Below are 18,342 nucleotides of genomic sequence, written 5' to 3' on the forward strand. Positions count from 1 at the left end.
CCGCTTCTCAGCCTAACATACCGGGAGATCCGAATGACACACCTGCGACAGGCACTACCGGCCATCGCCCTGATGACCTTACTGACCGGCTGCTCCAGCCCGTCTACTTCTGAACCGGTCGATATCACACCGGCTGACAGCCAGCAGGCTGACGCCAATGGCAACAAGGTTCAGGCCTTTATGCTGCGTGGCAGTGTCGTGCTCGGCCATGAATCCTACAGCATCCAGCCCTGCGGCAGCACCAAACAGTACTGGCTCACTATTCCGCCGACAGAACGCCAGGCACTGGCAGACATCACCCGCCCGGGCTACGAGCCAATGTACGGTGAGTTTATCGGCTACCTGGAACCGGCTCCTGCTGACGGCTTTGCCGCCGACTATGACGCCCGCTTTCAGGTCAAGCAAACCAACCTGATCTCAGCCGAAATGACTCAGGGCTGTGCTCAAACGGCCCATCAAACCCGCGCCTTTGGCCATGAGCCTGGCTGGGTAGTCGAAATCAGCGGCAACCAAGCCAGCCTGCTTCGCCCGGATAACCAGCGCCAGCAACAGATCATCAGTAAAAAGCAAATCCAGTCCGGCCTGCAGCATTATCAGGGCGATGCTTTCCAGCTCGACCTGACTAAACAGCAATGCAATGACACCATGAGCGATTCCCTGTTTGGCTGGCATGCCGAACTGAGCTGGGAAAGCAATTCCTATCGCGGCTGTGCCACTTTGGGCTCAGTCGATATCACCCGGCACTGGGTCGGCCGTTATCAGGGAACCTCATACATTAGCGGCAATCCGGCACTGACGACCACAGTCACCCTCAACCCGGATCACTCAGCCACTACCCGCTATGATTACCCGTCCGGCGATCCAAGCACTCATGAAACCGGCTTCTGGCAACAGGCCAGCGATAACACAGTCCAGGTAGTAATGACCAAACACCAAGGCCGAAGGCTAATCAGCCAGCGACTGTTTACCCTCGACGGCGATCGCCTCACGACCCGCGAAGAAACCGTCAGCGGCCAGACCTACAGCCTGGGCAACGATGGTCTAAGCCTGAAGAAGCAATAATTCCAAATCCCCGACAGGGATAAGCCACTGCATTGCTCTTGTTGCCGGGGATATGTCACACTCCCCGGCAGCAATCTGTTCAATCACGAGAATCCACTATGTCCTGTCCCCGCTGTGGCTTTAAGCACAACTGCATCTGTGCCGAAGAACCGCAACTGAGCTGCGAAGCCCGCTTTGTCCTGCTGACTCACCCGAAAGAACTCAGTAAAGACACCAACACCGGCGAACTGATGCTGCGCACCCTGCCAGACTGCCAGCGCTATACCTGGGATAGGGTTAACCCACCAGCCGAGTTGCTGGCACAACTCAAAAGTGAGCGCTATTCTCCGTGGCTGTTATTTCCGAGTGACGAGCAATACCCGGCGATACCCTATCAGGCCAGCAGTAAACAGGATCTCTTTATCCTGCTCGATGCCACCTGGCAGGAAGCGCGGAAAATGGTCCGCAAAAGTCCATGGCTTGCTCAGTTGCCACGCCTGAGCCTGACCCCAACGAAAGAATCCGGCTACCAGCTCAGGCGCAACCAGCAGGAAGGCAACCTGTGCACCTGTGAAGCGGGGATAGCCCTGCTTGAGCTGACCGGGCATCAACAACAAGCAGCGGCACTTCAGCACTATTTCGATGCTTTCATCGACACCTTCCATGCTGATAAGAGCGGCCACACCCGACGCTGATTTTATCGACTATACTTAAAACCGACTGACTGGTCGGTTGAAAAGGAAACCACCTCGGGAACACTGGCAGCGAAGGAGAAAGGCCATGACCGCAGCAGAGAACTTCACCCCGGAAAGCCTCGACAGTGCCATTATGGAGAAAACCCTGCAGGAGCAGCGGGACAGCTTTATGGCTGAGCCTATGCCTTCAATGCAACAGCGACGTGATAAGCTCAACACCCTGAAGCGCAACCTGCTGGCAATGAAAGAGCCGCTATGTGAGGCTCTCAGCCAGGATTACGGCCAGCGCAGCTATCATGACAGCCTGATGGCCGATGTCCTGCCCTGTGTCATGAATATTAACTACAACCTCAAGCACCTGAAAAAGTGGATGAAACCGTCACGCCGTCATGCCGGAATCCTGTTGGCACCAGCGAAAGTCGACGTCATTTACCAGCCGTTAGGGGTGATCGGTATTGTGGTGCCGTGGAACTTCCCGGTCATGCTGAGCATCGGACCGCTGATCTCAGCGATTGCTGCCGGTAACCGGGCAATGATTAAGCTCAGTGAATTCACCCCGAACACCAACCAGGTGCTGCGCCAACTGGTGGCCGAGACCTTCAGCCATGATGAGGTCGCGGTATTTGAAGGTGAAGCCGATACCGCCGCAGCCTTCACGAAACTACCGTTTGACCACCTGTTGTTTACCGGCTCCACTACCGTCGGCCGCCATGTCATGCATGCCGCCGCCGACAACCTGACGCCAGTCACCCTGGAGCTCGGCGGCAAAACCCCGACCCTAATCGCCCCGGATATACCACTGGAACTGGCGGTTGAGCGAATAATTTACGGCAAGAGCATGAATGCCGGGCAGATCTGTGTCGCTCCGGATTATGTGCTGATTCCCGAAAAGAAAGTCGATGATTTTGTGGCGGAATACCAGAAACAGTTCAGTGCAATGTACCCGGACGGCGTCGCCAGCTCCGACTTTACTTCTGTCGTCAATAAGCGGCAGTACCAGCGGCTGCTTGACTGGCTCGGCGATGCAGAAAACAAAGGTGCCAAAGTCATTCCCTGTCACAAGCAGGCCCGCAATGACCGCCAGCACCGGATGATCACCCACCTGGTTCTAAATACCAGTACCGATATGACGCTGATGCAGGAAGAAATCTTCGGGCCACTACTTCCGATCGTCCCGTATAAACAGCTCGACCAGGCCATGGACTATATTCGCCAACGCCCTCGTCCGCTGGCTCTCTACCTGATGAGCCTGGATCCGGCCCTGCAAAAGAAAGTCACCGAAACAACCCATGCCGGCGGGATGTGTATCAATGAATCCCTGTTCCATGTTGCCGCTGATGATGCCCCCTTCGGCGGTATCGGTCATTCCGGCATGGGTCACTACCATGGCCGGGAAGGGTTTGAAACCTTCTCGAAGGCAAAAACCGTGCTCCGCCGCGGTAAGTTCAGCACCGGGAAGCTCGTTACCCCGCCATACGGCAACTGGATCCAAAAACTGATGCTGGCGATGTTCCTGCGTTGATTCAGTCGGCCCCGGTAGCCGGGGCCACAAAACCTTACCGGACAGGCACGATGGAAAAGAGCAAAAAACAGCGCATCCTCGACAGTGCTCTGGAGCTGTTCGTAAACCAGGGGATCCAGTCCACATCTACCGCCAGCATCGCCAATCTGGCCGGAGTTGCAACCGGTACCCTATTTCACCATTTTGCCAGTAAGCAGGCGCTGGTCCTGTCCCTTTACAGTAACATCAAACAGGAACTAAGCGGTGCCATGCAGATGCGCCAGCCGGGATTGAATGCTCAGGAACAAGCCATTAAACGAAAGCAAGAGCGTCAACAGAAACAAAAGCTGAAACAGTGCGACCCTCAAGCCCTCCGCGGGCAGGTACAAGATTACTGGCAACAGGCGCTGAAGTGGGCTCAAACCAATCCGGATAAGCTGAAATTCCTACAGCAAATCCCCCTGGATCCGCAATTTGACGCCAATCAGCACCGGGAGCTGATGATGGCAACCATGGCTTTTCTGGTCGATCTAATTAAACAGGGTCAGGAACAACACCTGCTGGCTCCATTACCGCTGGAGCTGGTGCTGTCGTTCTGCCACAGCCATTTCCTGACCTGCGCCGGTTTGTTTTCCGAACAACCGGAGCTGGCCGAACAACCAGACTATCAGGACGGTGCATTCCAAATCCTGTGGCAGGGGCTGTCTCCGCAAACAGACACAGAGTTCAGCACATATAAAACCGGCTCCTGAAACACTCTCCCAGAATAAATATCCAAAAGCGGGAGACCTGCTCCCGCTTCAGCAATAACACTGTGCTCTAACTGGCTTACGCCAGGTTATCGGCATACTGGCTCAATTCGTCCAGGTTAACCGCAGAAATAAACTCACCATCCAGGTAGAAGTTCACCACCTCTCCGGCTTTCTCACCTCGCAGCACGGCAGTACCACCGTTACGATAAGCTACTGTCATTTCAAGTGTCTTGTCATCCAACTGACGAAAACTGGCTGATTCAATGTCACTGTTCTTAACGCTGGCCAGCGGCACGGTTGTCATCGACTTATCCAGCTTACTGTTGACCTTAAAAATGGCATCAACCGGCTGATCGGCCACCGCCGGGGACTTGCCGGTGATCGGGTTCTTACCTGTCCAGAATTCAATGGTGTTGAAGATGAACAGATCAGCGGTCGCCGCCAGGCCATACACCGGGCTCAACAGCACAAACAGACCGGCACGACCGTAGCGGTTATCCACCGCACTCAGATTAGCTTTGGTCACTAGCTGAGAAGTCCCCATCTGGCCAATACAGCCAGACAGCGAAGTGACAAGTACTGCCACAGCGGCAATTTTCAAAGAGGTTGTTTTCATATCCGGCTTACTCCAGGAATGGGATTGGTAAAAAAGCCTGCGGATTATAGAGATTTCCACCACGCCGAAAAGAAGGGGGTTCTATGAAATTTTCTGAATTTTCACTGATGTTCGCAGCCTGTTCATTCATAGTAAAAGCACGGTAAACACCATCCTGAAAACCGTATCAATCCGCCTCACTCTCATTCACTCAACAGATACAAAAACGGCGCCTAAGGCGCCGCTTGTGACTTTTTTAGCTTTTTTTAGTTATGCCGAAACAGCTATCAGGCGTTCTGACCAGCAACATAACCTGAACTCCAGGCCCACTGGAAGTTATAACCACCCAGCCAGCCGCTGACGTCCATCACCTCTCCGGCAAAGAACAGACCCGGTACTTTCTTCGCTTCCATCGTCTTGGAAGACAGCTCATCCGTATCTACCCCGCCCAACGTCACTTCCGCGGTTCGGTAACCTTCGGTGCCGTTCGGCGCGATCTGCCACTGATGGAAATAGGTTGCCATAGCGGTAATTTCTTTCGGGTTGAACTGCTTCAACGGCTTGTCCTGAATGTCACCACGGGCAATCAGAACTTCAATCAGACGTTTAGGCAGCAGACGGGACAGTGAATTCTTCAGGCTTTGGTTCGGGTGCTTCTCTCGCATCGTCGTCAGCGTTTCCGCCAGTTCCAGATCAGGCAACAGGTCAATCGTCACCTTCTGACCCGGCGTCCAGTACGAAGAAATCTGCAGGATCACCGGCCCGGACAGGCCGCGGTGGGTAAACAACAGATTTTCTTTAAATGTAGTGCCGTCTTCTGCTTCCACTACCGCAGGGAAGGCAATGCCTGACAATTCAGCAAATGCCTCTTTCTCTTCCTTATGCAGGGTAAACGGCACCAGACCGGCAGTGGTCGGCACCATCTTCAAGCCAAATTGCTCGGCAACCTGATAACCGAACGGTGTCGCACCCAGCTTAGGCATCGACAGACCACCGGTCGCCACCACCAGGGATTCACACTCCACGGTGTCGGTATTGAGTGTCAGGCTGAAACCGGTGTCAGTCTTGCGGATATCATGAACATCGCAACGGTAACGCTGCTCCACTGTCGGCGAGTCACACTCAGCCAGCAGCATGTTAACGATATCTTTGGCTGAATCCTCACAAAACAGCTGGCCATGCTCACGCTCTTCATAGGCGATATCATGTTTGGCAATCATCGCTATGAAATCCCACTGGGTGTACTGGGACAGTGCCGATTTAACAAAATGCGGGTTACGGCAAACATAGTTATTGGCATCCACATCGTAGTTGGTGAAATTACAGCGCCCGCCACCTGAGATCAGGATTTTACGCCCCGGTTTCTTGCCATGGTCAACCACCAGCACCGAGCGCCCCCGCTTGCCGGCTTCTGCCGCACACATCAACCCGGCGGCACCTGCCCCTATAATTACCACATCAAACTTGTCTGCCATCTCTGTACCGTTTTTGCTAAACCGTATGTCAAAACGCTTTTTGCTAAGCAATGAAAAAGGGATGCCAGGACCGACTGGCCTGCATCCCTCTAAGCCCGGCTATTCTACCTACCCGGACGCCGAACACCAAACGAAATCCCGCGACAAGCTAACCGATATCGCAGGTTACATATTTAGTATGCCACCCAACCCACCGAAAAATGCCAGATGGAAAGTAGAGCCGCTTGGATATCTCAAATACCGAGATAAGCGACGACAAAAATCGATACAAAAAAGACCATCAGGTAAGTGCTGGCCAGAACAAACAACTTCCGAACCTTCACGCACTTTTGCATGAATACCGGATCATGGTGGTTCTGGTACTGCTGACCACGGATGTAGTGAAACAGGCGGATCTGCTTGGAGACATTACCATGAGAGGTAAAAAATCCCGGACCGTCGACCTGTTGGTAGAGAAGTGGGTCACATTCACGCATTACCGCCAGTAACGTACGCAAAGTACTGACATAACGTGAAACATTAATGACTGCGACCAGAAAGAGAGCGAATAGAAGTGCATCACCACTAATCATAAACAACCCCCGAAACTAAGCTGCTGGCAGGGTCATTGGGGGGCGTGCCCGGCACGCCCTTCACCATGATTAGCCAGCCTGTGTATCCATAACCGATGTAGACTCAGCTTTTGCCATCTCGGCAAGATCTTTATCGATGAAGAACAGAGCCTTGCCGTCTTCACCCACCAGTTCAATCTTATCTAGAATGCCTTTAAATAGTTTTTCTTCTTCATGTTGCTCTGCCACATACCATTGTAAGAAGTTAAATGTTGAGTAGTCCTGGGTAGTAAACGCAACATGAGCCAGCTTGTTGATCTTGTCGGTAATAAACTGCTCGTGTTCATACGTTTCGCGGAATACTTCACCCAGTGATGCGAACTCATGCTTCGGCGCTTCAATCGAACCCAAAATCGGCATCGCACCGGTTTCGCTGACATAAGTAAACAAACGCTGCATGTGTTCCATTTCCTCAACGGCATGAGCGCGCAGGAATGCTGCGGCTCCCTCGAAGCCCTTGTCTTCACACCAGGCACTCATTTGCAAGTAAAGGTTTGAAGAAAAGAACTCCAGGTTGATTTGCTCGTTAAGTTTTTCAACCATTGCTTGAGCTAACATCGCACTACTCCTATTTATTTTAGTTTATACCAATCTCAAAAATCGGTATGAGATCGCTGATAAGTCATTGTCACCGCGCAAAATTGAGAATGCAACTTAAAGGAATCACCGGTTTAAAATATCCGGCTCACCCTCCCATTTTGCGCATCAGCGCCACTCTGGCCGCTTTTCGTTAAGAATTTGACCTGCCTCCTGAACCTGATACTGAAACGCTGCCAGGATGGGATCTGAGCGATATTATTCGGGAAAACTCAGTGCTAGCATGAAAGTTATAAAGAATAAGGATTTAAGGAGCAAAAGGTATGGCATATAAACACATTATGGTCGCTATCGACCTCTCAGATGACAGCTTTGTCCTGGTCAGAAAAGCGGCGGATCTTGCCCGCAAACTGGATGCCAAACTATCCCTTATCCACATTGACGTTAACTACGCCGAGCTCTACACCGGGCTGATCGATATTAACCTGTCCGATGCCCAGCACCGGATGGCTGAAGATGCCCAAAAACAGCTTCAGGCCCTGGCTAACCAAGCCAACTATCCGGTCTCCCATACCCTGGTTGGCAGTGGCGACCTCAGCGACGAAATCTGCCACGCGATCAATGACATTGATGTCGAACTGGTTGTTTGTGGCCATCATCAGGACTTCTGGAGCAAAATCCTGTCTTCAGCCAAGCAGTTACTCAACCAGACCCCTGTCGATTTACTGATGATCCCGCTGAAATAAACACCCATAAATCATCTTACGCTTCCTGACCGGCCGGCGATCACAGAACTGATCGCCGACAGACTCCCCCCGACCACCAATACCCACACCCGTTATCCATATTTCCCCGCAGCGAATTCCGGTAAACTACGCCAAATTTTGAATGGATGTTAACTGGTTATTGATATGGGATATTTATCTGCTGTCACCCTGCTCTGGGCCTTTTCTTTCAGCCTGATTGGGGTTTACCTGGCAGGCCAGGTTGATGCCTGGTTTTCCGTGCTGACCCGGGTTGTCCTGGCGGCTCTGGTTTTCCTGCCGTTCCTGCGTAAGCAGCACCTGCACCCGAAACTCGCAGTTAAACTGATGATAGTCGGCGCCCTTCAGCTCGGGCTGATGTACTGCTTCTACTACCAGTCGTTCCTCTACCTGAGCGTCCCGGAAGTGCTGCTGTTTACAATATTCACCCCGATTTATGTCACCCTGATCTACGATCTGCTGCATCGTCAGTTCTCGGCCTGGTACCTGCTGACGGCTGTTATCGCAGTAATTGGTGCTGCGGTGATCAAATTTGAAGGCATCAATGAAGACTTCATCATCGGCTTCCTGATTGTTCAGGGCGCGAACCTGTGCTTTGCCATCGGTCAGGTCGGCTATAAGCGAACCATGGAGCAGGAAAAAGCCCAACTGCCGCAGCATACTGTTTTCGGCCTGTTCTACCTCGGGGCGATCTGCGTTGCGTTGCCAATGTTCCTGCTGTTCGGCAATGTCGATAAACTGCCGACAACCAACACCCAATGGGGGATCCTGATCTACCTTGGCACCATTGCCTCAGGGCTTGGTTACTTCATTTGGAACAAAGGGGCGACCATGGTCAACGCCGGTGCCCTTGCCATTATGAATAATGCCCTGGTCCCGGCCGGCCTTATCGTCAACATCGTGATTTGGAACCGTGATGTCGACTACCCGCGCCTAATCATCGGCGGGGTGATCATCATGGCATCACTATGGGTTAACGAAACCTGGGTGAAAAAGAAGGTCGAGATGGCGAGAGCTTAGTTTCTGAAACCTGAGACAAAGAGCCAGAACCGAGTTACAGATAGAACAAAGGCGAGCTCAATGAGCTCGCCTTTCGCATCTAACAACTTAACAGTAAGCCATTAATTTCAGCAATTAGATAAACGCAAACGCGTCAGCAAACATCCGCTCGCGCTCAGCACCTTTTTCAGCCGTGAATTTCTCACGAGCCGCCCCGGCCATTTCAAAACGGCCGCACAGGTAAATATCGTAAGCCGACAGGCTGACGAAATCTTCATTCACCGCTTCCAGCACATTGCCAGTTTTGCCCTGCCAGCCTTCCGGTGCACTTTCTACAACTGGCACATAAGTCAGGTTACTGTGTTTGTCTGCCAGCGCCTGCAGCTCTTCATGGGCATACAGCTGGCACAAGTCACGGCCGCCCCAGTACACAAAAATCGGCTGGGTCACGCCACGGCTCAGACAGTTATCCAGGATGCTACGAACATAAGAAAAACCGGTTCCGCCGGCAATCATCAACAACGGCTTGTCGCTGTCTTCACGCACCCATGCCTCACCATGCGGCGCTTCAATTTCAAACTGACGGCCGTCCTGCATGGCGGCTTTCATGGTTTCTACCACTTCAATCGCATACGGGTTATGCTCGGCCGCACCGATATGGAGCTCCAGCTCGCCGTCACGGCAAGGACTACTGGCAATTGAGAACGGGCGCTTGTCGCTCTCTCCCATCACCGCCAGCAGGTACTGACCCGCTTTAAATTCAATTTTTTCCTCGGGCTGCAGCAGAATACGGTAGGTATTGCATGCCAACGGTTCTACTGACTTTACTTCACATTTGATGGACATTGTCTTCCTCTAGTCTAACTCCAGCACCAGATCACTCCTGGCCGTCGCCTGACAGGTAAAGATCCAGCCTTCAGCCTGCTCCTGTTCAGTAAGCATAGGCTCAAGATGATAACTTATCTCGCCAGACAGTTTGCGGCACAGGCACATGGCACAAGCCCCGACCTGACACCGGTTAGGAAATGCGACGCCTGCGTTGAGCGCAGCCTGCAGCACGGTTTCCTGCTCTGAGGCAGAAAAAGTGATGTCATGGGGCAACAGGCGTATTTGATGCATGTTAGGTTCTCATTATGCCGGGCGATAATGCAGCCCGGCTTGGTTTTTATCGGACTAACTCAGGTAGATTACCCCAGAATTTGCAGCTGGTCCCAGATGGCATCGACCCTGGCGACCACATCCGGTTCTTTAGTGATCGGCGTACCCCATTCGCGCAGGGTTTCACCCGGCCACTTGTTCGTCGCATCCATCCCGATCTTAGAGCTTGTCTCCGTCACAGCGACATCACCAGAATCATCTCGGGCCGGGTTAACCATCAGGGTATCCCGGCTCGGATCCATCCGGGTGGTCACCGCCCAGATCACGTCATTCCAGTCACGGGCATTGATATCATCATCACAGACGATGATGAACTTGGTCTCGGTATGCGGTTCCAGCAACGCCCAGATGCCGTCCATCACCTGCCGGGCATGGCCCGCAGCGGTTTTCTTGATGGTCACAATGGCCATACCGCCAGCTGCCGCTTGCGATGGCAAATAGCAATCTACAATCTCCGGAAACGCATCCAGAACAGAACGGGTCAGCGCTTCGCGATCCGGTTGTCCTGCTGACAGGCTCACCGGCTCCGGCGTATTGGCAGTTTCAGCTTCCCACTTCATGGTGGCATCCAGACCCATCTTGGAGCCCAGCCCCACCACCGGCGAAGCAAAGTCCAGCGAGTCAATCGGCGTATTATCAATCATCACCGTATCGCGCACCGGATCCATGCGAGTAGTCATGGCATGGATGACGCTGTTCCAATCCCTGGCGTTGACATCATCATCACAAACAATCACGAACTTGGTGTACATGAACTGGCGCAGGAAGGACCATACTCCCATCATCACCCGCTTGGCATGACCCGGATACTGTTTCTTCATCGTCACCACAGCCATGCGGTAGGAACACCCCTCCGGCGGCAGGTAGAAATCCACAATTTCAGGGAATTGCTTTTGCAGGATCGGAACAAATACCTCGTTCAGCGCCACGCCCAGCACCGCTGGCTCATCGGGCGGACGACCGGTATAGGTACTGTGATAGATAGGTTCCTTGCGCATCGTAACGTGAGTAACGGTAAACACATGGTGGCGCTCGACCTCGTTGTAGTAACCGGTGTGGTCACCATACGGGCCTTCATCGGCAAATTCATTCGGGTCGATATAACCTTCCAGTACGATTTCGGCACTGGCCGGCACTTCCAGATCATTACTGATGCTCTTGATGACTTCGGTCTTGCTGCCACGCAACAGGCCGGCAAAAGCATACTCCGACAGCGTATCCGGCACCGGCGTTACCGCGCCGAGGATAGTCGCCGGATCTGCACCGAATGCAACAGATACCGGGAACGGCTCACCCGGATGGGTTTCCATCCAGTCACGCAAATCCAGCGCACCGCCACGGTGAGCCAGCCAGCGCATAATGATCTTGTTCTTGCCCAGCTTCTGCTGGCGGTAGATTCCCAGGTTCTGGCGCTTCTTGTGCGGACCTTTGGTAATCGTCAGGCCCCAGGTCAGCAGCGGAGCCACATCCCCCGGCCAGCAGCTCATCACCGGGATCTTATCCAGGTCGACGGCATCACCTTCCCAGACAACCTCCTGGCACGAAGCCTTGCGCAGGCGTTTCGCTGGCATATTCAGTACCTGCCTGAATACCGGCAGCTTATCCAGTGCGTCACGAAAGCCACGCGGCGGTTCAGGTTCTTTCAGATACGCCAGTAACTTACCGACTTCACGCAGCTCACGGACATCCTGCCGGCCCATCCCCATCGCCACCCGCTCAGGGGTGCCGTACAGGTTAGCCAACACCGGCATGTCATAACCCACCGGGTTTTCAAACAACAGGGCCGGACCGCCCGCACGCAGTGTCCGGTCACAAATCTCGGTTATTTCCTGGTTCGGATCGACAGGCTGCTTTATGCGTTTGAGCTGACCTTCCTGCTCCAGGTAGTCAATGAACTCTCGCAGATCCTTAAATTTCATAGGCTCGTTGTTATCCACTCTGCAGAACGCGACAATTCCCGGCTGATCACATAACCTGCCGGGAAATTTAGAAAAACAGAATCATTATAACGAGTTGTTAACCTGAGAACACCGTAAAATCAGTGAGGTTTCTATTATGGAGCAAGGGCCTGTACCGCCCTGAAGTTATTCTGTAAAACCTTGCTGTGACTGGCTGATGCCAGCTGCTCCAGCCAGTCGAGATGCCCCTGCTGCGCCAACTCCAGTGCCACCATCTGACCGTCATCGACCTCTCCGAGCTTCTGGATCAAAAACTCACGGGCAGTAACTGGCAACGGCTTGAGATTTATCAGTGCTTTATACGCACGGGACTTAAGAGAGGGGTTTTGGGTGGCCGCCATCAACTGGGCAACCGCCTCCGGTGCCGGAGCCAATGCTGCCAGACGGTTCAGTTCCGCCAGGCTGAAAGCATCGGTACGGCGCCGCCATAGCAGGCGATAAAGCTCCTCATCTCCGGATACTGCCGCCAGATGAGCAATGACGGCATTGTCCGGGAGCCACATCAGTTTGGGATCAGAGACAAACTGCACCACCAGGTTTTCAACCGCCGCATCAGACAATTTCGGTAACTGGCTGATGAAGATATCCCGACGGGTTGTCTGAGTTTGAAGATCGCCAGCCAGCCAGGAAGAAAGTTTCAACTGATCGCCTTCAGCCAACACCAGCATTTCTCCCGCCAGCAGATGTTGCTGCCATTTTGACACCATCCCACGGGCCTTGGCGCCATAGTAGAAGGCAGATTTTGTCACCAGGTAGCCATCACCCTGTTCAATCACGGTAAATTCCGGCTTACGCTCAGCTTGCGCCTGTAACCAGTCGGCTTTGGCCTGGTTCAGCTCACTGCTTTGTACCGCGTGATCCACCAGCAAGGTACGGATGGCTTCCTGCTCTAATCGAGGTAATTGGGAAAGATTAAACTCTAGTGCGCGAAAGTCACTTTTGTCATAAAGGGTCTGAAGTGCCGAGGCCCGCAACCGAACCTGAGGAGAAGAGACAGCCTGAGCTACCTGTTGTTCAGTTACTTCTGCCGCCGATGCCGGATTCCAGGCCATCGCCAGCAGCAATGTCAGCATGCACCATCCTTGTCGCATGTCACCTCCTTATGGTGAAAACCTGCTTTCCGCAGTCACGCCCCGTCCTGGTTAGCTGAATACTGCGGATTCAGTGTCACGGCCACACACAATGTGATCGTGTTCCGAATGATATGTTAATTAAATATCATTTAACTCAATTATGCAGAAACCAACGCCAATAAAAAACGCCACACAAGGTGGCGTTTTCAAAAACTGTGACGTTATACCAGCAAATTTTTACGACTTCTGGCGACGCATCGCATCGAAGAACTCGTTGTTGGTCTTGGTCATCGACAGCTTATCAATCAGGAATTCCATGCTGTCAGTTTCGCTCATCGGGTGAACAATCTTACGCAGGATCCACATCTTCTGCAGTTCATCCGCTTTCGCCAGCAGTTCTTCACGGCGAGTACCTGAACGGTTGAAGTCAATCGCAGGGAAGACACGCTTCTCAGCAATCTTACGAGACAGGTGCAGTTCCATGTTACCTGTACCCTTGAATTCTTCGTAAATCACTTCGTCCATCTTCGAACCGGTATCAACCAGTGCCGTTGCGATGATTGTCAGGCTGCCGCCTTCTTCAACGTTACGTGCTGCACCGAAGAAACGCTTAGGACGGTGCAGTGCGTTAGCATCCACACCACCAGTCAGTACCTTACCTGATGAAGGAACCACGGTGTTGTAAGCACGCGCCAGACGAGTGATGGAATCCAGCAGGATAACAACGTCTTTCTTGTGCTCAACCAGACGCTTAGCTTTCTCGATAACCATTTCTGCAACCTGTACGTGACGGGAAGCTGGCTCATCAAACGTTGAAGCAACAACTTCACCTTTAACCAGGCGCTGCATTTCTGTTACTTCTTCCGGACGTTCGTCGATCAGCAGAACCATCAGCTCACACTCAGGGTGGTTGTGGGCAATGCTCTGGGCAATGTTCTGCAGCAGCATGGTTTTACCCGCTTTCGGCGGTGCTACGATCAGACCACGCTGGCCTTTACCAATCGGTGATGCCAAATCCAGTACGCGAGCGGTAATGTCTTCAGTTGAACCGTTACCACGCTCCATGCGCATGCGAGAGTTAGCATGCAGCGGCGTCAGGTTTTCAAACAGGATCTTGTTACGGGCGTTATCTGGCTTGTCGTGGTTAACTTCGTTAACTTTCAGCAGGGCAAAGTAGCGCTCGCCATCTTTAGGAGGACGGATCTTACCGGCAATGGTGTCACCAGTACGAAGGTTGAATCGGCGGATTTGGCTAGGAGAAACGTAGATGTCGTCTGGGCCGGCAAGGTAAGAACTGTCTGCAGAGCGAAGGAAGCCGAAGCCATCTTGAAGGATCTCTAGAACACCATCGCCAAAAATGTCCTCACCACTTTTTGCATGTTGCTTGAGAATGGAAAAGATAATGTCCTGTTTTCTCAAGCGCGCTAGGTTTTCTAATCCTAAGCTTTCGCCAAGCGCAACCAACTTGGAAATAGGTTGGTTTTTAAGTTCAGTAAGATTCATAGTGGTGGGTTTCTTGTCAGTCAAAATCGGGGTTCTATGTTAGGTTGAGATAGAATCGACCAATGGGGCTGGTCAAGGAATGAACAAATATACAATTTACGTGCAATAAGTTAGCACTAAACATTTCTTCCGTCTAGCATAGACGGAAGTAAAACCATGCACAACTGAGAAATTGCGCACGGTTCGGGAAAAAGCTTGCTTACAGGTTCGCGTCCAGGAACTCTTTCAGCTGGCTCTTAGACAATGCACCTACCTTAGTAGCTGCCACTCCACCGTCTTTGAACAGCAGTAGTGTAGGAATACCACGGATACCGAACTTAGGCGGTGTCGCTGAGTTCTGATCGATATTCAGCTTACCGATAGTCAGCTTGCCTTCGTACTCGTCCGCGATTTCGTCAAGAATTGGGGCAATCATTTTGCAAGGACCACACCATTCAGCCCAAAAATCTACTAGTACAGGGCCTGCAGCATTGATTACGTCGCTATCAAAAGTTGCGTCTGTAAGCTGCACAATCTTGTCGCTCATCTTCCACTCCAATGGTTGATTTTCTTGGCTGATTTTATTTTAACCAGCAAATCGTTGCCCTATTTGAATGGAATCCGTTTCGTAATGCAACCCTAAGCTGATATTCTATACGAATGAAGACGACTCACATCACAGAGCAGAAATTTGCCGACCTGGGTTTACACCCTAAGGTTTTACAAGGCCTGGAAGCCAAAGGTTTCCACAATTGTACACCGATCCAGGCCCTGGCATTGCCGGTAGTGCTCACCGGCCGAGACATTGCAGGTCAGGCCCAAACTGGTACAGGGAAAACCCTGGCGTTCCTGACTGCGACTTTTAACCATTTGCTGCTGACTCCGCCTGCGGAGGATCGCAAAACTAACCATCCCCGTGCCATCATTATGGCACCTACACGTGAACTGGCAATCCAGATTTACAATGATGCTAAGCCGCTGATTGAAAGCACCGGTTTGACCGCTGGCCTGGCTTACGGTGGTGAAGCCTACGAGAAGCAGCAGAAAACACTGGAAGCAGGTGTAGACATCCTGATCGGTACCTGTGGCCGTATCATCGACTTCTACAAACAGCGCGTTATCGACCTGCGTTCGATCCAGGCTGTTGTGCTTGATGAAGCTGACCGTATGTTCGATCTGGGCTTTATCAAAGATATCCGCTTCCTGTTCCGCCGTATGCCAACGCCAAAGGCACGCCTGAACATGCTGTTCTCCGCCACGCTGTCCTACCGCGTGAAAGAGCTGGCTTTCGAGCACATGAACAACCCGGAAAGCGTGATTGTCGAGCCGGAACAAAAAACCGGTCACCGTATCCGCGAAGAGCTGTTCTACCCGTCCAACAAGGACAAGATGCGCCTGCTTCAGACTCTGATTGAGGAAGAATGGCCGGATCGCGCTATCGTGTTTGCCAACACCAAGTACCGCTGCGAAGACATCTGGGCACACCTGGCCGCCGACAACCACCGTGTTGGCCTGCTGACCGGGGATGTACCGCAGAAAAAACGCGTCCGTATCCTGGAACAATTCACTCAGGGCGACCTGGATATCCTAGTGGCAACTGATGTCGCAGCCCGTGGCCTGCACATCCCACAAGTAACTCATGTCTTCAACTACGATCTGCCTGATGATGCCGAGGACTATGTTCACCGTATCGGCCGTACCGGTCGTGCCGGCGCAAGCGGTCACTCTATCAGCTTTGCTTGTGAAGAATACGCCATTAACCTGCCAGCGATCGAAACCTACATTGAGCATGCGATCCCGCATTCCAAGTATGATGTTGATGCTCTGCTAGACGATCTGCCTGCACCGGTAAGTGTACAACGCGCACCACGCCAGGGCGGCAACCGTCGCAGCAACTCATCGCGCCAGGGCCAGTCACGCCAGCGTGGCCGCCGTCGTCCGCAGCAACAGAAGCAGCAGCAACAAAAGCCGCAACAGAAGCAGAAACAGCAATAAATTATGCCTATGGAAAGAACAGTATCTCCCCTGTACGCCGCGATTGATTTAGGCTCAAACAGCTTTCACATGTGGATCGTGAGGGAAATTGCCGGCAGTGTGCAGACACTGGCTAAAATCAAACGCAAAGTCCGACTTGCCGCGGGCCTCAACAGCCAAAACGAGCTGAGTGAGGAAGCGATGCAGCGTGGCTGGGACTGCCTGAGCCTGTTTGCCGAACGCCTACAGGATATTCCGGCTGATAACATCCGGATTGTCGGCACCGCAGCACTGCGTACAGCGATTAATTCCGATACTTTTCTTTCCAAGGCCCGGGAAATCCTCGGCCACAACGTTGAAATCATTCCCGGCGAGGAAGAAGCCCGTATCATCTCCCAGGGTGTAGCCCATACCTCCGGGGGCTGCGGCAAGCGACTGGTCGTGGATATCGGCGGAGCCAGTACTGAAGTCATTATCGGAGAAGGATTTGATACCAGCGCACTGACCAGCCTGAAGATCGGCTGTGTGACCTGGTTGGAGCGCTACTTTAAAGATCGCTGCCTGACCGAAGAAAACTTCAATGCGGCCATCAATGCAGCCAAAAGCGCCATTGAACCGATTGTTGAAGACTACCTCAAACTGGGCTGGGAAACCTGTGTCGGTGCCAGCGGCACGGTACAGGCCCTGCAAGAAATTATGTTGGCGCAGGGCATGGATGAAATCATTACCCTGCAAAAACTGAAGCGGATGCAGCGCCAGGCCATGCAGTATGAGCGCCTGGAAGATCTGGATATTGAAGGGCTGACCTTAGAGCGAGCCCTGGTATTCCCGAGCGGCCTGTCAATTCTGATCGCCATCTTCGAAAGCCTGGGAATTGAGTCAATGACCCTGGCTGGCGGTGCCCTACGCGAAGGCATGGTCTACGAGATGATGACACAGATGCGCCACAATGATGTTCGTGAGCGTACCCTGATGAGCCTGCAATCCCGCTTCCTGCTCGACAGCCAGCATGCTGATAACGTCGCCCAAACGGCCCTGTCACTGCTCGACAGCTGTGACCAGTCCTGGCAATTGGAGCCACAGGCAAAATATCTGCTCCATGCCAGCGCGTCACTGCATGAAATCGGTACTACCATCGAATTCAAAAAGAGCGGTGAACACGCGGCTTACCTGATCCAAAACAGTGATCTGCCGGGTTACACCCGCGCCCAAAAGCACCTGATCGCCGAGCTGCTTCGTCGTTTCCGCGAACAGCTCACCAGCTTGCCAGAACAACACGCCCTGTCGGCACACAGCGCCACCCGCCTGCTGCGCCTGCTTCGCCTGGCCGTGATCCTGTGCCATCGCCGCGACCATAACCACCAGCCGTCATTTGCTATCACTGCCGATGACAACACGCTGACCCTAAGCCTGTCGACCAACTGGCTCAATGCCAACCCGCTAACCAAAGCAGAGCTGCAACAGGAGGCAACCCGCCAGACCGATATGGGCTGGCCACTGGTAATTGCCGAAACCGACTAACCCGGCAAAACCACCTCTTGCAACAAATTAATGCGATCAAAAAAGGCTCCCCAAGGAGCCTTTTTTATTTTCACGATAACCAAATTGGGAATTCAAACGCCGGAGTTTAGCCCGATAACAAGCTAAACCTAAAACCCAATTATCGTAATTACTGATTCGGCGAAGAAATTTCACCTCAGGGCAAAGAGGACACGCGGAGTTGATAA

18 protein-coding genes are annotated in these 18,342 nt (G+C 52.7%); 8 read left to right on the forward strand and 10 right to left on the reverse strand.

All coding sequences use genetic code 11. The features are described from left to right. Positions 1 to 33: 33 nt before the first annotated feature. The 4 genes from AACQ93_RS16525 (at position 34) to AACQ93_RS16540 (ending at position 3,989) form a co-directional block, all read left to right on the forward strand. Complete coding sequence (locus AACQ93_RS16525; RefSeq protein WP_084419192.1) at positions 34 to 1,062, forward strand: hypothetical protein; 1,029 nt, start codon at positions 34 to 36, stop codon at positions 1,060 to 1,062. Between the two features lie 98 nt (positions 1,063 to 1,160). Next, complete coding sequence (locus tag AACQ93_RS16530) at positions 1,161 to 1,736, forward strand: tRNA-uridine aminocarboxypropyltransferase (protein WP_064606353.1); 576 nt, start codon at positions 1,161 to 1,163, stop codon at positions 1,734 to 1,736. 85 nt (positions 1,737 to 1,821) lie between these two features. Beyond that, positions 1,822 to 3,258, forward strand: a complete 1,437-nt coding sequence (locus AACQ93_RS16535; RefSeq protein WP_064606355.1) for a coniferyl aldehyde dehydrogenase — start codon at positions 1,822 to 1,824, stop codon at positions 3,256 to 3,258. Positions 3,259 to 3,308: 50 nt separating this feature from the next. Then, the gene (locus tag AACQ93_RS16540; RefSeq protein WP_064606358.1) at positions 3,309 to 3,989 is read left to right on the forward strand and encodes a TetR/AcrR family transcriptional regulator; all 681 of its coding nucleotides are present in this window, start codon (positions 3,309 to 3,311) and stop codon (positions 3,987 to 3,989) included. A gap of 76 nt (positions 3,990 to 4,065) precedes the next feature. On the opposite strand, the gene AACQ93_RS16545 is transcribed toward AACQ93_RS16540, so the two are convergent. The 4 genes from AACQ93_RS16545 to ftnA form a co-directional block, all read right to left on the reverse strand. Beyond that, entirely contained in the window at positions 4,066 to 4,605 is a 540-nt protein-coding gene (locus AACQ93_RS16545) for a DUF3332 domain-containing protein (protein ID WP_007469589.1), read from the reverse strand. 266 nt (positions 4,606 to 4,871) lie between these two features. Next, positions 4,872 to 6,059, reverse strand: coding sequence for a BaiN/RdsA family NAD(P)/FAD-dependent oxidoreductase (locus AACQ93_RS16550; RefSeq protein WP_064606365.1), 1,188 nt, complete (start codon positions 6,057 to 6,059; stop codon positions 4,872 to 4,874). A 233-nt stretch (positions 6,060 to 6,292) separates the two neighbouring features. Further along, positions 6,293 to 6,631 (reverse strand): universal stress protein UspB, encoded by a 339-nt coding sequence (uspB, locus tag AACQ93_RS16555; protein WP_007469593.1) that lies wholly within the window; start codon positions 6,629 to 6,631, stop codon positions 6,293 to 6,295. Between the two features lie 69 nt (positions 6,632 to 6,700). Then, entirely contained in the window at positions 6,701 to 7,228 is a 528-nt protein-coding gene (gene ftnA, locus AACQ93_RS16560; RefSeq protein WP_007469595.1) for a non-heme ferritin, read from the reverse strand. Positions 7,229 to 7,530: 302 nt separating this feature from the next. On the opposite strand from ftnA, the gene AACQ93_RS16565 reads away from it, so the two are divergent. Together AACQ93_RS16565 and AACQ93_RS16570 are read left to right on the forward strand one after the other, a co-directional pair. After that, positions 7,531 to 7,953 (forward strand): universal stress protein, encoded by a 423-nt coding sequence (locus tag AACQ93_RS16565; protein ID WP_007469597.1) that lies wholly within the window; start codon positions 7,531 to 7,533, stop codon positions 7,951 to 7,953. 165 nt (positions 7,954 to 8,118) lie between these two features. Further along, entirely contained in the window at positions 8,119 to 8,991 is an 873-nt protein-coding gene (locus AACQ93_RS16570) for a carboxylate/amino acid/amine transporter (protein WP_064606366.1), read from the forward strand. 114 nt (positions 8,992 to 9,105) lie between these two features. On the opposite strand, the gene fre is transcribed toward AACQ93_RS16570, so the two are convergent. From fre to trxA, 6 genes are all read right to left on the reverse strand, one after another. Next, a complete protein-coding gene (gene fre, locus AACQ93_RS16575; RefSeq protein ID WP_064606367.1) occupies positions 9,106 to 9,816 on the reverse strand; it encodes an NAD(P)H-flavin reductase in 711 nt (236 codons plus the stop codon). 9 nt (positions 9,817 to 9,825) lie between these two features. Further along, the gene (locus AACQ93_RS16580; protein WP_007469603.1) at positions 9,826 to 10,089 is read right to left on the reverse strand and encodes a 2Fe-2S iron-sulfur cluster-binding protein; all 264 of its coding nucleotides are present in this window, start codon (positions 10,087 to 10,089) and stop codon (positions 9,826 to 9,828) included. 68 nt (positions 10,090 to 10,157) lie between these two features. Continuing rightward, positions 10,158 to 12,047 (reverse strand): 4-hydroxy-3-polyprenylbenzoate decarboxylase, encoded by a 1,890-nt coding sequence (gene ubiD, locus AACQ93_RS16585; RefSeq protein WP_064606368.1) that lies wholly within the window; start codon positions 12,045 to 12,047, stop codon positions 10,158 to 10,160. A gap of 134 nt (positions 12,048 to 12,181) precedes the next feature. Beyond that, positions 12,182 to 13,177 (reverse strand): hypothetical protein, encoded by a 996-nt coding sequence (locus AACQ93_RS16590; protein ID WP_232323324.1) that lies wholly within the window; start codon positions 13,175 to 13,177, stop codon positions 12,182 to 12,184. A 219-nt stretch (positions 13,178 to 13,396) separates the two neighbouring features. Then, positions 13,397 to 14,662, reverse strand: a complete 1,266-nt coding sequence (gene rho / locus AACQ93_RS16595; RefSeq protein ID WP_007469609.1) for a transcription termination factor Rho — start codon at positions 14,660 to 14,662, stop codon at positions 13,397 to 13,399. Positions 14,663 to 14,861: 199 nt separating this feature from the next. Next, positions 14,862 to 15,188, reverse strand: coding sequence for a thioredoxin TrxA (trxA, locus tag AACQ93_RS16600; RefSeq protein WP_007469611.1), 327 nt, complete (start codon positions 15,186 to 15,188; stop codon positions 14,862 to 14,864). Positions 15,189 to 15,301: 113 nt separating this feature from the next. Here trxA and rhlB point away from each other — a divergent pair, with 113 nt between their 5' ends. Both rhlB and gppA read left to right on the forward strand, forming a co-directional pair. After that, complete coding sequence (gene rhlB, locus AACQ93_RS16605) at positions 15,302 to 16,636, forward strand: ATP-dependent RNA helicase RhlB (protein ID WP_064606370.1); 1,335 nt, start codon at positions 15,302 to 15,304, stop codon at positions 16,634 to 16,636. Between the two features lie 9 nt (positions 16,637 to 16,645). Further along, on the forward strand, positions 16,646 to 18,136 hold the full coding sequence (gene gppA, locus AACQ93_RS16610; protein ID WP_064606782.1) for a guanosine-5'-triphosphate,3'-diphosphate diphosphatase: 1,491 nt from the start codon (positions 16,646 to 16,648) through the stop codon (positions 18,134 to 18,136). Positions 18,137 to 18,342 lie beyond the last annotated feature (206 nt).

The sequence above is a fragment of the Photobacterium sp. J15 genome, assembly GCF_963870815.1.
Classification (GTDB): Bacteria; Pseudomonadota; Gammaproteobacteria; order Enterobacterales; family Vibrionaceae; genus Photobacterium; species Photobacterium marinum.

Bases quoted from the DNA above. Each gene is read 5' to 3' on its own strand.
- rhlB (WP_064606370.1), top strand. From the start codon at position 15,302: ATGAAGACGACTCACATCACAGAGCAGAAATTTGCCGACCTGGGTTTA.
- gppA (WP_064606782.1), top strand. From the start codon at position 16,646: ATGGAAAGAACAGTATCTCCCCTGTACGCCGCGATTGATTTAGGCTCA.
- AACQ93_RS16525 (WP_084419192.1), top strand. From the start codon at position 34: ATGACACACCTGCGACAGGCACTACCGGCCATCGCCCTGATGACCTTA.
- AACQ93_RS16550 (WP_064606365.1), bottom strand. From the start codon at position 6,059: ATGGCAGACAAGTTTGATGTGGTAATTATAGGGGCAGGTGCCGCCGGG.
- AACQ93_RS16580 (WP_007469603.1), bottom strand. From the start codon at position 10,089: ATGCATCAAATACGCCTGTTGCCCCATGACATCACTTTTTCTGCCTCA.
- ubiD (WP_064606368.1), bottom strand. From the start codon at position 12,047: ATGAAATTTAAGGATCTGCGAGAGTTCATTGACTACCTGGAGCAGGAA.
- AACQ93_RS16590 (WP_232323324.1), bottom strand. From the start codon at position 13,177: ATGCGACAAGGATGGTGCATGCTGACATTGCTGCTGGCGATGGCCTGG.
- trxA (WP_007469611.1), bottom strand. From the start codon at position 15,188: ATGAGCGACAAGATTGTGCAGCTTACAGACGCAACTTTTGATAGCGAC.
- fre (WP_064606367.1), bottom strand. From the start codon at position 9,816: ATGTCCATCAAATGTGAAGTAAAGTCAGTAGAACCGTTGGCATGCAAT.
- rho (WP_007469609.1), bottom strand. From the start codon at position 14,662: ATGAATCTTACTGAACTTAAAAACCAACCTATTTCCAAGTTGGTTGCG.
- AACQ93_RS16565 (WP_007469597.1), top strand. From the start codon at position 7,531: ATGGCATATAAACACATTATGGTCGCTATCGACCTCTCAGATGACAGC.
- uspB (WP_007469593.1), bottom strand. From the start codon at position 6,631: ATGATTAGTGGTGATGCACTTCTATTCGCTCTCTTTCTGGTCGCAGTC.
- AACQ93_RS16530 (WP_064606353.1), top strand. From the start codon at position 1,161: ATGTCCTGTCCCCGCTGTGGCTTTAAGCACAACTGCATCTGTGCCGAA.
- AACQ93_RS16535 (WP_064606355.1), top strand. From the start codon at position 1,822: ATGACCGCAGCAGAGAACTTCACCCCGGAAAGCCTCGACAGTGCCATT.
- AACQ93_RS16570 (WP_064606366.1), top strand. From the start codon at position 8,119: ATGGGATATTTATCTGCTGTCACCCTGCTCTGGGCCTTTTCTTTCAGC.
- AACQ93_RS16545 (WP_007469589.1), bottom strand. From the start codon at position 4,605: ATGAAAACAACCTCTTTGAAAATTGCCGCTGTGGCAGTACTTGTCACT.
- ftnA (WP_007469595.1), bottom strand. From the start codon at position 7,228: ATGTTAGCTCAAGCAATGGTTGAAAAACTTAACGAGCAAATCAACCTG.
- AACQ93_RS16540 (WP_064606358.1), top strand. From the start codon at position 3,309: ATGGAAAAGAGCAAAAAACAGCGCATCCTCGACAGTGCTCTGGAGCTG.